The organism is Geomonas limicola (assembly GCF_014193675.1).
Classification (GTDB): Bacteria; Desulfobacterota; Desulfuromonadia; order Geobacterales; family Geobacteraceae; genus Geomonas; species Geomonas limicola.
Genome location: NZ_BLXZ01000001.1, coordinates 1 through 15,461 on the forward strand (window position 1 = coordinate 1; position 15,461 = coordinate 15,461).

A 15,461-nucleotide genomic window follows, 5' to 3' on the forward strand; every position below is an offset into this window, starting at 1 on the left:
GAGTTCAAAATCCTTGGGAAGATATTTTCCGAAGAAAAACAAAAACTCCCACCTTCCTTAACATCAGGAATAGTGGGAGTTTTTGTTTCTTTACAGGGTCACCGTTTCAACACTTTAAGCAAGGGCGTTGGTCCAGGAGACGGCCTTTTCTTTTTTGCACTGATTTATACCCAATTTCCCGCTCGCAAAAACTTCAGGTTCTTTTAAACAGGGATGAATGGGATACAAGGGATAAAAAGCAAAAAGTACCACCGCAACGTTCCTCAGCACGTAGACCAATCACACCGTACAGAGTAGACGCCGGACCCGGTACTCACCCCCAATCACCAGACACTCCCCCTCTCCTTTCAAAATCGAATTCGGCAGCAGCTCACTGAAGAAGAAGATCTTGGGCATCGGGACGCGCACCTCCCAGACAATGAATCCGAATTCCCAGGCGCGCTCTTCGTCGGTGGTGAAGGAATTGAGGTTGTTGAGCCGCACGATTTCCTCACGCTTGGAAATCACCTCCAATACGTCGTGCTCATAGCGTTCATAGGTACCTCGGTAGAGGGTAAGGTAGTTCTGACCCGGGTACTTCTTGGCGAGTTCGTACTGACAGTACTCGTAGAGCAGGTCGAGTTGGGAATTGATCGCCGAGGTCCGGGCGCTCCCCTTGGTGCGGTCCAGCGCGAACTGCTGATAGCCACGGTCATGGACATCGAGAATCCGCACGTTGTGGAAGGTCGGATGCAGCCCCATCCGGCTCTCCACCCACCCCTTTAAAACGGCTCCCTCCACCGAGTTCGAGTCCATCATCCAGCCGCGCAGGAACCTGAGGTAGCTGTTTTTCAGGCTTTTCCGTGCCGTGGCCGTTTCCTGCTGCCATTGGTGCAACTGGAACTTGACCGACATGTAATCGTTGAATACTGCCGCGCGCTCTGCGGCAGAACCGAGTGCATCGAGTTTTTGGAAGAGGAAACGGTTGGCGAGACGCACACCCTGGATCTCGAGAGGCTGCGGGTGGTCGTTGAAATGGCGGGAAGCGATGACCCAGGGGGGAAGATTGCAGTGATTGAATGAATTCTGCACGGGCCATCACCTCGCTGTGACAGTTTTCGGTCCTGCTGTGGACCCCTTGCTACAGTACGCGGGCCAGATCCTTCAGGGTGGTGACGATATCACCTTCCACCACAAAGGGCTCGACGCCGAGCCTCTCCAGTTCGATCCGGGGAGCCTCGCCGATCATGGAACAAACCACCGCGCGACAACCTGCCAGTACCTCGGCAGTCCCCTTCAGGGTGTGGCTGCGCAAGGGGTGGTCGGGGTCGAAGCGGCAATACTTCTCCACCTCGCGCTCTTCAATCAACTCGACGCGATCCCCTTCCACCTCGTAGATGAGGAAGCGCTCCACGTGGCCGAAGTGCTGATTGATCTCTTTTCCGTCTTTGGAAGCTACTGCGAAGCGCATAGACACCCCCGTGGTCCAGCAGGTTGTGTTCAAGGGTTATTGGCCGAGAAAACCGACCTCATATTGTGAGGTCAAGGTTGAGTAACGCAGGTCGCTTCAGAACCGTTTGGGAGGAGCTCCAAATGCTTTCGTGTCACTCAACCTTAACCTCAACCTTAACCTGAGGTATTAAGCTTCAACCGGAGCAAAGGTGAAGCATTTCTTGGAACAGGTTCTGCCACAGGCCTGGCACCCGATACAGTTGCCCGGGTTCTCCACCTTCATGAACATCTTCGCCGAATCGTCCTCGTCCAGTTCCTCGAAGTTCAGCACGTCGTGAGCGCAAACCTTGAAGCAGCGGCCGCAGCCGATGCAGGTTTCCTCATCGATGGAGGTGATGAACTGCGGGGTCCACTCTTTCTTGTTCTTGGTCAAGCCGGTAATGTAGGCCATGGTCGTCTCCTTTTATCAGTAGGGTTGCGGCAGATGACTGCCTGTTTCTGCTTCCAGATTCTTAAAAGTGGTGCAATGCCGCGCTCCTGCTAGTCCTCGTCCATGAACGATCCGGCATCTGCCTTGTTCATCGCTTTACGCAGCCAGGGCGGCGGATTGCCTCTCAGCACTTCCTGCATGCGTTCGATGGACTCTCTAAGCCCCACCTCGACGTTGGTCTTCATGGGGTGGATCTTGCGGGCGATCAGCTTGGCCGCCGCGGGTCCGCCGATCTGCATGGTGTAGACCACGGCGCAGTCGGAGAGGATGTTGGCGCGTGCGGAAATGCGATCTTCCTCGTCGCTGCCGTGCTCGCCCACGCTCACCGTTTCCAGGTAGTGGGCGTCCTCGGGACCGACCTCCCAGACGTGGAAGGAGTCGGCCTGGCCGAAGTGCATGTCGATCATCTCGCCAGTCTTGGTGGTAAAGGCAATTTTCATCGTTGGCTCCTTTGGATAGCTATTAGTTGTGCGCCAGTTTCTGCGCCTCTTTTGCGTTGGCCTGGAAGATGTTCGCCACTTCGAAGATCAGGTTCAGGGTGCCCTGGTAGCCCACCCACATCTTGTGGTGGGACCCGAGCCTGTCGAAGACCGGCATGCCGGTTCTCAGGTGGGCGCCGATGCCGAGCTTTTTGGCTGCCTGACGCCCGTTGGAGTTCGCCACCAAGAGCTCCGCACCAGTGGCCGTTTGCTCCAGATCCTCCAGATCCCCCACGAAGAGGTTATCCACCGGCAGGTGATCCAAGCCGCGGGTCCTGGTAGCTGCGATCCCCACCTGGATTTCGCACCCCATGCCGTAGAGGAAGTTGGTCATCCCCTTCAGGTGGTCGGACTCCAGCGCGATGGCCACTTTCTTGAGCCCGAACTGGTAGTGGCAATCCACCATGGCGTCCATGAGGCGGCTTCTCCAGCGCCGGAACTTTTCGGGAACCGGTTTGCCGGAGAGCTTGGAGAGCACCGCCATCAGGCGATCACTCTCGACAAGCCCGGTGAGCGAGGTAAACCCGTAGCTTGGAATGCCGAACTTCTCTTCCAGGATACCGGCTGCGTCGCAGAGCGAATCGCCGAGGTAGAGCGTGGCGACGCTGCGTCCGGCCTGACGGATCCGGTCCACGGTGACGCCGCCGATGGAGAGCGGGGAGACCGTTTCGTCGATGTGACCGTCGAGCGCGTTGGAAATATCCGGTACCACCAGAGGATCCAGCCCAAAGGCCTGGCAGATCTCGGCAACCTGTTCCACCTCGGCGGGGGTAAGCTGGCACCCCGGCAGGATGTTGATCTGCCCGGATACCTTCTCGCCCCCTTCGGGAATCGCCGCCACAATGGCCTCGACCGCGGCTGCATATCCTTCCTGCATGGAACCGCAGTAGTCCGGCGTGGAGGCGTTGATGACCGGCGTACCGTCGTGCTCCGGGTGTTCCTGGCGGAACTTGACGATGGCGCTTCTCACGTCGTCGCCCATGGTCTCGGTGAGACCGGAGGTCATCACCCCCACGACCTTCGGGTTGAACTTCTCGATGACACGCTTGATCCCCAACCTCAGGTTGTCCCAGCCGCCGAAGATGGCGGTCTCCTCGCTCATGCTGGTCGAGTTGAGTGCTATGGACTCCTTGAAGTGGCGGGAGAGCTGCAGCCTTATGAAGGTGGAGCACCCCTGCGCGCCGTGCAAGAGCCCCAGCATCCCGTCGATGCCGAGATAGGCAAGTGTTGCGCCCAGGGCGGGTGAGTTTTTCTGCGGGTTCACCGTGGCGCTCTTGACGGGCACCTTGACCCGTGAACTCTTCATCTCCTCGACGGCAAGTGCTGCACGTAACCCGGCCGCCTCGGCGACCAATGCCTCCAGGTCCACCTCGTCCTTCTCCCAGGGTGCCTTTCCATTGAGGACCGGCCAGATCGGGTTATTCACCGTGAGATCGAGCTGCTTGGCGAAGGTGACCATGCCGTCGTAGCCGGCATACGGGTGCGAGCGTCCGTGGTTGATGTCGAGAAACGGCGTCTTGGTCTTCAGCGCCAGGAACTTGGTCTTGCCGCCGGCCACGATCAGGTCCGGGAGCTTCTCGTACATCACCGAGAGAAGACCCGCGGTCGAGGTGTCCTTGATGATGGAGGCGTCCTGGTGCATGAGGGCCTTCATCCGGTAGAAGTCCTCCAGCGTCGAATTCTGGGTCCCCGCCGCGAGGATTTCCACGCCGAGCTCGGCCAAGGCATTGACCATGGACCAGGTCTTGACGCCGCCGGTGAAGAGCACGGCGCGCTTGCCGGCAAGCCGCGCCCGGTAGGGGGCAAGCTCGGTGCGGCACTTCTCCTCGGACTCCGCGATCAGTCGTTCCACCCGGTCCTGCATGATCCGCTTCTCGAGACCGTTCACCCGGTCATCCAGTTCGCGGGCGATATCCCGGAGCGCCTTGGCGACGTCGGTCATGCCGTAGAAGGATTCCTCCAGGTAGGGGATCCCGTAATTTTTCTGCATCTTCTTGGCGAGGTTGGTGAGGCTCTTGGAGCAGACGATGATGTTCAGCTTGGCCCGGTGAGCGTAGCGCAGGTCCTCGAACTTGGCGTCACCCGAGATGCAGGAGAGCACCCGGATTCCCAGCTTGTCAAAGAGCGGCAGCATGCCCCACAGGTCGCCCGCGATGTTGTACTCGCCAATCAGGTTAATATCGTAGTCGGTGGTGTACTCCGGCTCGGCGGTGCCGATCACGTACTTGAAGAGCATCTCGCCGGCCAGCCGGTTGCCGATATTCTTGTCGCCGATGAAGCCCGGGGTGTTCACGGGGATGACCGGCATGGGGACCTTGTCGCTGGCCGCTTTGCAGACCGCCTCGATGTCATCGCCGGTCATCGAGGTGACACAGGTGGCATAGACAAAAATGGCCTTGGCCTCGGGGTAGCGACCGGCGAGATCCTTGATGGCCTTGTAGAGTTTCTTCTCGCCGCCGAAGATCACGTCGTTTTGCAGCATCTCGGTGGTGAAGCCGCGGCGGTAGAGTTGGGACTCGCTGGAGCGCGCTCCGCGGTTGTCCCAAGAGTTGCCGGCACAGGCGATAGGGCCGTGCACCAGGTGGATGACGTCGGTGATGGGCATGAGGACCACGCGGGCGCCGTCATAGGCGCAGCTCCTCTCGGTCCCTTCCCCCGGCTCGGATCTTTTGCAAAACTTCGGGGCGCCGGCATCATTTGTCGCGCATTCTTCAACGTCGTACCAATCCGGTTTTGCCATGGGCCACTCCTTTGTGGGGTGATGCAGGGACTAGCGGCTAGGGAATGGGGACTAGGGAAACCCGATCTGCAGGTAAGATTAGGGCCGTTCTCCAACCTTCTAGCCCTAACCCCCTAGTCCCTGCATTACCAGCCCCTAGCCCCTAGTCCCCAGTCTCTTCCTTACTACCTCATCATCTCGAAGTACTTGTCCTCGCAGGTCTCGTCTCTAACCTCGATGAACTTGTTGCAGATGGTGGTCAGCATATTGATGGCACCCTGGTAGCCGACGAGCGGCGCGCGGTGCAGGTTCACCCGGTCAAAGATCGGGAAGCCGAAGCGGAACAGCGGGATGTTCGCGTCGCGGGCGGCGAACTTGCCGTGGGTGTCGCCGATCATGGCGTCGACCGGGTCGGTCACCACGAGGCTCCTCATGTGCCAGAGGTCCTTCGAGAGGTAGATGGTGCACCCCTTGCCATCCGCAGAGCCGTCCAGGAGCGCCTGGCACTCTTTCTGGAATTTCTTGCTCCCCTTGGAGCAGATGATGTGCCAGGGTTTTGCCCCCATCTCCAGAAGGAAGGAGACGTAACCCAAGAGGTAGTCGGGATCCCCATAGAGGGCGAACTTTTTGCCGTGGATGTACTGGTGCGCGTCGGTCATGGCGTCAACCGCACGGCCGCGCTCGGCCTTGACGGACTCCGGTACCGGCTTGCCGAACAGTTTGGAGAGCTGCAGCACGAACTCGTCGGTTTTAGCGACGCCGAACGGGGTCGGCAGTGAAACATGCTTGCCCGAGTAGTTCTCCTTGATCCAGGTGAAGGTCTTGGTGGTGGAGAACGGCGCCAGTGTCATGGTCACCTTGCCGTTGATCGAGTCGGCAGCCTCGTCGAGTTTGGTGCCACCCGGGTACGGCTTGTAGGTGCCATCCAGCGGGGAGTCGAACACCTCGGAGATGTCGGCGAGCACGGTATAGGGGATCCCGAAGGCCTCCAGGATCTTCTTGTACTCGCGGTAGTTCCCGGTGTTGCAGTCAAAACCGGGGAGCAGGTTCAGCTTGCCGGTGCAGCGCCCTTCCACCTTCTTACCCTCGGTCAAGGTCTGCAGGATGGAGAGCAGCATCGAGTCATAACCGTGAATGTGCGAACCGTTGAAGCTCGGGGTGTTGGCGTAGGGGAGCGGGAAGTCCTGCGGCACGATCCCCTTGTTTTTGGCGTTTTTGATGAAGGCGGTCAGGTCGTCGCCGATAACCTCCGGCATGCAGGAGGTGAAGATCGGGATCATCTTCGGCTTGTAGATGGTGTAGGCGTTTTCCAGCCCCTCGTGGAGGTTGTTCTGGCCGCCGAACACCGCGCCGTCCTCGGTCATGGCGTCGGAAACTGCCGCGGCCGGCTCGCGGAAGTGACGGTTGAAGGTGGAGCGGTAGTAGGAGGCGCAACCCTGGGAGCCGTGCACGAAGGGGAGCGCGCCTTCGAAACCGTGGGCAGCGAGTTCCGCCCCCAGCGGCTGGCAGGCGTGCGGCGGGTTGATCACCAGCGCCTGGCGTGCGAAGTTCTTCTCCTTGTACTCCTCGGAGTTGATCCAGTTTTTGACCCGCTCGATGTCCTCCTGCGGTGTCTCGGTAACGTATTTCACGGCAGTTTCTGCAGTCATATCTTTACTCCTTTCGGCCCTCGACCAATCTGTCGAGCGGCTGGGAAATGTATCCAGGTATCCTCTGATTCGCCCCCTGCCCTCTGCACCGGTTCCATGCAACTATGCAGGTGGCTCCAGCGTTCCCCCCTTTGCAAAAGGGGGGACAGGGGTGATTCGCCTTTGTGAATGTCGGCAGCTACCCGCGAAGCAAATCGTCGCTGTACCTCCTTTTCCAAAGGAGGGGACGCACAGGCCGACTACGGTGGTGGTGCCAACATCCTCGGAATCCGTTGCCTCTAGAACGGGCTCTTCACCAGGTTCCAGGTCGGGCTGTTCACGGCCATATCCACGTCGCGGGCGAAGATCGGGAAGCCGTTGTACGCGTGGTAGGGGCCGGAGTAGTCCCAGCTGTGCATCTGGCGGAACGGGATCCCCATCTTCTGGAACAGGTACTTTTCCTTGATGCCGGAGCCGACCAGGTCGGGGCGCAGGGTGTTGACGAATTCCTCGAGCTCGTGTTCGGAGGCGTCGTCGTAGATGACCGTCGCTTCAGGCATCTCGACCGAAGTCCTCTCGTAGTCGTCGCCATGGGCGAACTCGTAGCCGGAACCCACCACGGTCATCCCCAGGTCGCCGTAGGCGTTCACCGTGTGGCGCGGCCGAAGGCCACCCACATAGAGCATTACCGTCTTACCTTCCAGGCGCGGCCGGTACTCGTCGATGACCGCCTGCATGATCGGGTCGTACTTGGCGATGACCGCCTCGACCTTCTCTTTGATGTAGTCGTCGAACTGGTCGGCGATCTTCCTCAGGCTCTCGCGGATCTTGGTCGGGCCGAAGAAGTTGAACTCGAGCCAGGGAATCCCGTACTTCTCTTCCATGACGCGACACATGTAGTTCATGGAGCGGTAGCAGTGGATCAGGTTCAGTTTCACCTTGTGGGTCGCCGCGATCTTCTCCAGTTCGCCGTCACCGGTCCAGACAGCCTTCACGTTGAGGCCGATCTCTTCCAGAAGCGGCTTTACGCTCCAGACGTCGCCGCCGATGTTGTAGTCGCCGATGAGCGCGATGTCGTAGGGGCTCTCGGGCTCGGCGAACTCGCGGGTGCCGATGATGTGGTCGCGAATGGTGTCGTTGGAGATGTGGTGACCAAGCGACTGGGATACACCGCGGAAACCTTCGCAGTTACAGGGGATGATCGGGATGTCCAGTTCCTTCGAGGCGACCTTGGCAACCGAGTTGATGTCGTCGCCGATCAGACCTACGGGGCACTCGGAGAGTACCGAAATCCCCTTGGCAAGGGGGAACAGGGTCTGGGCCTCCTCGAGGAGGGTCCTCAGTTTCTTGTCGCCGCCGTAGACGATGTCCTTCTCCTGGAAATCCGAGGTGAACTGCATGCCGAACTGGGTCACCCCGTTGATGCCGCTCATCATGTTGCGGCGGGTGCCCCAGGAGTACCAGCCGCAGCCGACCGGGCCGTGGGAGACGTGCACCATGTCGCGGATCGGGCCCCAGACCACCCCCTTGGCCCCGGCGTAGGCGCAGCCGCGGGCACTCATGATACCGGGAACCGTCTTGCGGTTACTCTTGACGCAGGCCCCCTCCCCTTCGTTGGGAGCCAGGTGCGGCGCCCTCTTCTTCTTGGCCTTCTCGGGGTAGATCTCCATGGCGTGATCGATCATCGCCTGGGTGGATTCCTTGGTGATTCCCTCTACTTTTTTCCTCGCTTCAGACATAACAGGCTCCTTATAAAACCGTTACTTGATGCACATCCGCTCAAGTAGATTTGTAGGTAGCATCCCTTGTACGCACCCCGAGTGATCCTTCCGGTTTTTCCGGGAGACGGGCGGGATGCGGCACTGCTTCCTTCGTGGTGATGGGGCGATTTCCGGCGGGGTGCCGGTTAGACTGCTTGAGCCTCGGCGACACCGACGATGGACTCGTCCTCTACTTCCATGATGCCGAATTCCATGAGGAGCTCTTCCAGTTCTTCCATCTCGAGCGGAGTCGGGACCACGAGCATTTTGTTTTCGCTGATCTTCTGGGCCAGGGTGCGGTACTCCTCAGCCTGCGGGTGCTCGGGGGAGTACTCGATGACGGTCATGCGGCGCAGTTCGGCGCGCTGTACCTGGTTGTCGCGGGGAACGAAGTGGATCATCTGGGTGCCGAGCTTCTTGGCAAGCGCTTCGATCAGCTCGTCCTCGCGGTCGGTCTTGCGCGAGTTGCAGATAAGTCCGCCCAGGCGAACCTTACCGGAGGATGCGTACTTCAGGATGCCCTTGGCGATGTTGTTGGCAGCGTACATGGCCATCATCTCGCCGGAGGTGACGATGTAGATCTCTTCTGCCTTTCCTTCGCGGATCGGCATGGCGAAACCGCCGCAGACGACGTCGCCCAGGACGTCGTAGAAGACGAAGTCGAGATCAGGGGTGTAGGCGCCGTTTTCCTCAAGGAAGTTGATGGCGGTGATGACGCCGCGGCCGGCGCAGCCGACACCCGGCTCGGGCCCACCGGACTCGACGCATTTAACGTTGCCATACCCCACCTTCATCACGTCGACCAGTTCGAGGTCTTCTACGGTGCCCAGTTCGCGCACCAGGTCCATGACGGTGTCCTGGGCCTTGGCGTGCAGGATAAGTCGGGTGGAGTCCGCCTTCGGGTCACAGCCGACGATCATGACCTTCTTGCCGATGGACGCGAGGCCCGCTACCGTGTTCTGGGTGGTGGTGGATTTGCCGATGCCGCCTTTGCCGTAGATTGCGATCTGTCTCATGTTCTTCATCTCCTTGTTGCCCCGCTGACCGGTTCCGCCGTACGGCGGTCCGCTCGGTCACCTTCGTCAGCCACTCTGACGAACCTGCCACCTCGCTAGACCGTCATCTCGATACTTCGCGGTGCAGGGCTCTTTTTAATGTGCGAGGCCTTTAACAGAAAAAGGCGCTCCGTGCTAATTACGGTGGGCGCCTTTGCCATGATACTGGAGGTGAAATACGTCGCTGTATTTCCTATTCGGTTTTGCCTCACTCTTAGCAGCTACCGTGCCAAGCTGTAACATGCTGCTTTTACTCTTTTTTTACCATGCTGAATTTCAACTGCCCGCAAGCTAGCGAGGCAGTTGCCTATCTTTTAGTCACTTACCGAACGCTTCATTAAGCAGCCGACAGCCGGCAGGTATCGGAGCCGAGCAGGCGGCGGTAGAGGTTCGCCAGCTCCTCGGCGCCCAAGGGGCGCTTCAGCCGCTGCGCCGTGGCCCGCACCGTCGCCATCAGGCTCTGCGCCTCGTCTCGGCTCACCTCGATGCCGATCTGGCGATAGCTCTCCACGATGCCGTTGGTGCCCGAGTGCTTGCCGGCCACGATATAGCGGGTAAGGCCTACCGCCTCGGGCGGGAACCCCTCATAGTTGGCAGGGTTCTTCAGTACGCCGTCGGTGTGCAGCCCCGACTCGTGGGAAAAAACCCGCTCGCCGACCACCGCCTTCCAGGCAGGGACATCCCGGTTCGACGCCTTGCCGACCAGGCGGGAGACCGCCGAGAGCTTGCGGGTGTCGACACCAACGTCGATGCCGCAGGCGACCTTGAGCGCCATCACCACCTCTTCGAGTGCGGCGTTGCCGGCCCGCTCCCCTAACCCGTTCACCGTGGTACTGATATACGTCGCGCCCCCCCTGATCCCTGCCAGGGCATTGGCCGTTGCCAGCCCGAGATCGTTATGGGTGTGCACCTCGATCTCCAGGCCAGGGACTGCTGCCGTCAGGGTCGCCACCTTCTCGTACATGGCAAAGGGATCCAGGATCCCCAGGGTGTCGCAGAACCGGAAGCGGTCCGCACCAAGCCCGTGCGCAATACCCATCAGTTCGGAGAGGAAGCCAAGGTCGGCGCGGCTTGCGTCTTCACCGCCGACGCAGACGTAGAGCCCGTGGTCCTTGGCAAAGCCCAGGGAGCGCTTGAGCTGCTCCTTCACCCAGTCGCGACTCTTGTTGATCTTGTTCTCGATCATGATGTCGGATACCGAAAGCGAAAGGTCCACGGCGCCGACACCGCAGGAGAGACTCGCCTCGATGTCGGGGATCAGCGCACGGTTCCAGGTGATGAGCCGGGCGTTCAGCCCGAGGTTCACCAAGGCGCGGATCGAGGCGCGTTCCTCGGCTCCCATGGCAGGGATGCCGCATTCGAGCTCGTGTACGCCCATGGCATCCAGGGCGCGTGCTATCGCTACTTTCTCTTTGGCGCTGAACACCACGCCGGCGGTCTGTTCCCCGTCGCGCAGCGTGGTGTCGCCGATGCGTACGGTCTTTTTAGCTGAGTCGCCCATGTCTGCCTCCTTCGGGTAACGTTTCTGCCAGGAGAGGTGGGCTCCGTTGCCCAGTGCTCACGGTTTGAGAGACCTTGAGCACAAGCTGTGCCAGATAACTTAAAAGCAACGTCTACGCTGTATCTAGGCAAGATCACATGAGGTTGTCGCGGCGTGAAAGGAGAGGGGCGGCGACTCGAGGCGGGTTCGATCAACCCGCGACTGCACGCCAATGAATCGATAAGCCTAATATTGCGGCAGGTGAGGTAGAGGAGGCAGGTTGAACGAGCGAACGGGGAACCGGCTACGACCTGACCAGGTCATGGCAGACCAGGCACTGTTCCTTGGGAGGATGGTTTTTGGGGAGGGGTTGAGAACTTTGGTTGTGACAGGTGGTGCAGATAAGTTCGACGTGGGCGCGGTCGCGCCCCTCTTTGAGCGCCTGGTAACTCGAGCGGTGGCGGTCGTCGAGGGGAATGGTCTTCCCCCTCCCCTTGCCGACTCCCAGCCCCAGTAACCCTATGAGCAACGCCACTCCGATGATGCCAACCCAGTCCCTGCCAGATAACTTCATGCATGATCTCCACAGCAATAAAAAACGTAGCAGCTAACGCGGCGCAGGGTGGTGCGTCAGCTTTGCCAGAAAGGAGCGGATCCTGTGGGCATTGGTGCCGACATCGCTGATGCCGACCCGTGACGCCGAGCGAACGTCGACAAGCGAGCGGTCGGCGGCGGGAAACACCCGGATGACGATGTCATCCTTGAATCCGTACCAGAAGGTCGTGTCGGTCGCTTCGATGCGCCCTTCGTCGGGAACAGCCGCAACGATCTGCCACCCCATCTCGCGAGCGGTGTCCAGGGCGGATTGGTAGGCACGCGCCATGGGTACGCCAAGCACTGCGGTCTTCAGGTCAGGATAGGCCCGCAGTTGCTGGGCTGCCACCGAGGCGCCGGGATAGGCAACATCGCCGGTGCGTGCCGGTGCCAGCGCGACGAACTGGGGCGGGTGGTCCAAATCGGTAGATATGTCGTGGATGCGGGGTACCTTACCGGCCTTGAGCTTCCATGAGTACGGTAAGCCAAACGCGGTGGCCCCCAACACGAACGCGAGCAGTGCAGCCGACAGGGCGCCAAAGTGCCGCCCCTTCCCCGCAACAAACACGGCCACGGTTGCGGCCAGAGCGGCAGCAAGCCCCAGGAACGCAGACCATTTGAGGATAGCGAACCCGGTGCGAAACTGCCAGATACCGAATCGAGCGCCGAAGCCGGAGCACGCCAGGAGCAGCAAGGCGCAGAGGGAGGCCAGCAATGCAGCAAGCGCGAGCGATCGTCCGTTTCCCGTGTGGTTCTCCGTTGTCATACCGCCCTCTCTCTCGCCTCGTGTATCACGAGTTGGGTGCCACTCCCGCGATAATGCCCGAGCCGTTGGGTAGCTGCAGGGGAATGCGCCGCACCTCACGGGCACCGGCAGCCTCGAGCAAGGAGACCAGTTCCCCTTCGCTGTAGGATTGCCCCCCGGCCGTGCCCACCAGCATGTTGAGCGAGAAGAGCGCCGGGAAAACCGGGGCATCCTTGGCGTCGTCCAGGACAAACTCCTGTACCAGGATGAGTCCTCCAGGGTCCAGGGCCCGCATTACCTTGCGCAACAGGGCAGCGCACTCCTCGGGCCCCATGCTATGCAGGATGTGGGAAAGCCAGGCGACGTCGAACCCGGCCGGGAGCTCGTCAGTTTCGAAATCCCTGCTGACGAAACTGATCCGTCCGGCCAGGCCGAAACGCTCCACGGTCTGCTCGGCAAACTCCCGGGTAGTCGGGAGATCGCAGATCACCGCGCTCAAGTCCGGGTTCTCCTGGCAGAAGTGGATCGCATAGGTGCCAGGACCGCCTCCCAGATCGAGCAGGCGGCGCCGGCCGGCAAGGTCGAGGTTCGGCACGATCTTGGGCGCCATCTGCATGCCCAGGTTGAACATCCCCATCAGGAAGCTCTCGCGCTGTTCGGCAACATCCCCGTGCGAGACGCGCTCCCGAACCGGCTCCCCGCGGCGCACCGCCTGGTCGAGCTGAATCCAGCTGTCCATCAGGTGATGGTGGTGCATGATGATGTGGCCGAGGTAGTCGGCAGAGTCCCGATTGAGAAACTGTGCTGTGAAGGGGGTGGCCACGTACCGGTCGCCGCTTTTGTCCAAAAGCCCCAAGGCGCTCAAGGCGTCGAGCAGCATGGCGAGCCCGCGCGGGTCCAGCTCGAGTTTGCCGCCAAGTTCGGCGGCCGTCATCGGCTGGGCAGCCAGAGGGGTAAAGACCTGCAGTTTGACCCCGGCGTGCAGAGCACAGGTACTCCAGTAGCTGCCGGAGAGTTCCAGAAGTCTAGCGATATTCCAGGATCCCTGTTCCAAGGGGGCCTCCTTTTTCCCGACATTACAAAAGAGATTTGCCGTGCAAGCTGAGCGATCTCGTGCCCCTACTGAATCAGGCAGCACAGCAACAGGCACGGATATGGATCAAGTGGCACTTCTTATGGTACTCCTTCTTTGACTATCATTTCACCAGGTATTGTTGTAACGACCGCTGAAGTCTAACCTGAAGGCTTCCCAAGTCAAGACAGCGGCTGTTTCTCGAACTGTTGCAGAGAAACCCTTCACACATCGTATCCAGGGCAAAGAAAAGCCCCGGAGAACAGCATCGATCTCCGGGGCAATGTCGTTATTGCGGTACCGGCTAGTGAGCGACCGGCGCCTTGATCTCGTGCTCGGGGTTGAACATCAGTTTCTTGCTCCCGCGCTGGTTGGTGTACTTGGTGAGTTCCAGGTCCACCTTCTCGGGTGCCGGGCGGCCGGCCTGCGCCAGGAGCTGGCGTACCTGGACTTCGGCTGCTGCTGCGAAGCGGGTCGCGTCGTTGAGGACCCTCATGGTTTCCTTCGGGTTGTGGAAGCCGATGGAGTTCTCGGCACCGATGAAGACCACGCGGTAGAAGGCCTGCTCGTAGTTCTCACGGGCCTGGGCGTAGAGCGACTTGTCGATCTTGGTCCCGGCAGCCTCGAGCTTGTTGGCCATCTCGAAGAGCTTCGCGTCGGTGGCGGTTGCGTAGCCGGCCTTCAGGTAGATGGTCATGGTGTCATCCTGGATGGTGTACACCTTGGCACGCAGCGCCTCGGGGCTCTCGGTGTGGCACGCGGCGCAGGCCTTCAGGTCGCTCTTAAGCGGACTCATGATCCGGTGGTCGGAGACCTTCTTGCCGTTCTCGGTGACGGTCGGCATGTGGCAATCGGCGCAGCTCACGCCAGCGAGCCAGTGCGGGCTGTCGTTGGAGAAGAGTTCGTACTCCGGGTGGCGGATGAAGCCGAGTTTGAAGCCGGTGACGCTCTGTTTCCACTCGCCGTTGGCCGGGGAACTCTTGATCTGCTTGATGATGTTCTCGACGGTGATATGCCCCACCTGGCTCCCCTGCCACGGGAAGTAAACGTCGGTGGAGTGCATTTCGGCATCCTTGGGGATCACGTAGGTGACGTGGCACTGGGCGCAGACCAGGCTGCGACCCTGCTGGCGGTCCATGGTCTTCACGTCGAAGCCGATATCTTTCAGTGCGCGCCCCAGGGTGAATTCGCGGGAGATCTTAAGGGCCATGGTGCGGTTGTCGTGGCAGTCGACGCAGGCGACACCGAGGGTCTGCTGGTCCTTGGGAAGCCGTGCCAGCACCTCTTTGTACGGGGTCGGAAAGTAGGCGGCACCCATCTGCTTGTGCAGCGCCGGTGCGTACGGGGTCTTGCAGGTCAGACAGGAACCGCCGGCCTTGATCCTGCCGGGATCAACCTCAAGCTGGTCCTGGACCATGAAGTAGTGGCCGCGCGGTTCCTTGTACTCGGAGCCGAACCCCCAGCCGTTGTACAAAAGCGCCAGGAACGGGTACTCGTCGAGCTTGTCGCGACGCCCCTCGCCCACATCGTAACCGCGCTTGTACTTGCTCTTGCCGGCCGGCGTCGGTTCTCCCGTCTGTTTCCAGAGCTTGTACTGCTCCGGATAGACCTTGCCCCACTCCGCAGGATCGATGGCTCCGTCGGCAATTTCCGAGGATTTCATCGGTTCCACCTTGTGCTGGGTGCAGCCCGACCAGATTGCCGCGGCAGCCACCAGGACAACAGCAGCACAACGCTTCAGGTTCTTCCTCTGCATGTTGATACCCCCTTTCAGTTGATGTCGATTGAATATCTCATAAGCGCCGCTTCGCCTGACAGGAGAAGCGCACAGCAGCCTCACAATGGCTGCCGCACCTTAACAGCCGCTAAAGCTTAACACCTTGACGGAAGTCAAAAAACCACCGGTTGTCAGAACAGCGAATCTTGATAGGTACGTGGTTTTTGCACAGAGAGTGTCGGGTGCCGCGGGAAAGGAAGCTACCAGTCGTAGTGTACCATCTGGCGAAGT

The 15,461-nt window shown here is 60.2% G+C and carries 14 protein-coding genes; 1 reads left to right on the forward strand and 13 read right to left on the reverse strand.

Translation table 11 applies throughout. From position 1 onward, the window contains the following. Window positions 1-207 (forward strand): hypothetical protein (locus H7688_RS22510; protein ID WP_209006546.1); only part of this gene is annotated, 207 nt, incomplete at its 5' end. Between the two features lie 72 nt (window positions 208-279). Here H7688_RS22510 and H7688_RS00005 read toward each other — a convergent pair. From H7688_RS00005 to H7688_RS00065, 13 genes are all read right to left on the reverse strand, one after another. Continuing rightward, entirely contained in the window at window positions 280-1,071 is a 792-nt protein-coding gene (locus H7688_RS00005; RefSeq protein ID WP_183358969.1) for an NAD(+)--dinitrogen-reductase ADP-D-ribosyltransferase, read from the reverse strand. 49 nt (window positions 1,072-1,120) lie between these two features. Further along, window positions 1,121-1,450, reverse strand: coding sequence for a NifB/NifX family molybdenum-iron cluster-binding protein (locus H7688_RS00010; protein ID WP_183358970.1), 330 nt, complete (start codon window positions 1,448-1,450; stop codon window positions 1,121-1,123). A 168-nt stretch (window positions 1,451-1,618) separates the two neighbouring features. Beyond that, window positions 1,619-1,882, reverse strand: coding sequence for a ferredoxin III, nif-specific (gene fdxB / locus H7688_RS00015; protein WP_183358971.1), 264 nt, complete (start codon window positions 1,880-1,882; stop codon window positions 1,619-1,621). Window positions 1,883-1,971: 89 nt separating this feature from the next. Next, entirely contained in the window at window positions 1,972-2,361 is a 390-nt protein-coding gene (nifX, locus tag H7688_RS00020) for a nitrogen fixation protein NifX (protein WP_183358972.1), read from the reverse strand. A 22-nt stretch (window positions 2,362-2,383) separates the two neighbouring features. Beyond that, window positions 2,384-5,140: a bifunctional nitrogenase iron-molybdenum cofactor biosynthesis protein NifEN gene (locus tag H7688_RS00025; protein ID WP_183358973.1), complete on the reverse strand. Its 2,757-nt coding sequence runs from the start codon at window positions 5,138-5,140 to the stop codon at window positions 2,384-2,386. 164 nt (window positions 5,141-5,304) lie between these two features. Next, a complete protein-coding gene (gene nifK, locus H7688_RS00030) occupies window positions 5,305-6,825 on the reverse strand; it encodes a nitrogenase molybdenum-iron protein subunit beta (RefSeq protein WP_308470299.1) in 1,521 nt (506 codons plus the stop codon). A gap of 221 nt (window positions 6,826-7,046) precedes the next feature. Beyond that, window positions 7,047-8,486 carry a nitrogenase molybdenum-iron protein alpha chain gene (gene nifD, locus H7688_RS00035; RefSeq protein WP_183358975.1) on the reverse strand — a complete coding sequence of 480 codons (1,440 nt, stop codon included), beginning with the start codon at window positions 8,484-8,486 and terminating at the stop codon, window positions 7,047-7,049. Window positions 8,487-8,653: 167 nt separating this feature from the next. Next, window positions 8,654-9,523: a nitrogenase iron protein gene (gene nifH, locus H7688_RS00040; protein WP_183358976.1), complete on the reverse strand. Its 870-nt coding sequence runs from the start codon at window positions 9,521-9,523 to the stop codon at window positions 8,654-8,656. Window positions 9,524-9,899: 376 nt separating this feature from the next. Next, entirely contained in the window at window positions 9,900-11,063 is a 1,164-nt protein-coding gene (nifV, locus tag H7688_RS00045; RefSeq protein WP_183358977.1) for a homocitrate synthase, read from the reverse strand. A 283-nt stretch (window positions 11,064-11,346) separates the two neighbouring features. Beyond that, window positions 11,347-11,616: a cytochrome C gene (locus H7688_RS00050; protein WP_183358978.1), complete on the reverse strand. Its 270-nt coding sequence runs from the start codon at window positions 11,614-11,616 to the stop codon at window positions 11,347-11,349. Between the two features lie 33 nt (window positions 11,617-11,649). Then, window positions 11,650-12,402 (reverse strand): DUF1499 domain-containing protein, encoded by a 753-nt coding sequence (locus H7688_RS00055; RefSeq protein WP_183358979.1) that lies wholly within the window; start codon window positions 12,400-12,402, stop codon window positions 11,650-11,652. Window positions 12,403-12,427: 25 nt separating this feature from the next. After that, entirely contained in the window at window positions 12,428-13,435 is a 1,008-nt protein-coding gene (locus H7688_RS00060; RefSeq protein WP_183358980.1) for a methyltransferase, read from the reverse strand. 322 nt (window positions 13,436-13,757) lie between these two features. Then, window positions 13,758-15,209 carry an ammonia-forming cytochrome c nitrite reductase subunit c552 gene (locus H7688_RS00065; RefSeq protein WP_183358981.1) on the reverse strand — a complete coding sequence of 484 codons (1,452 nt, stop codon included), beginning with the start codon at window positions 15,207-15,209 and terminating at the stop codon, window positions 13,758-13,760. Between the last annotated feature and the right edge of the window lie 252 nt (window positions 15,210-15,461).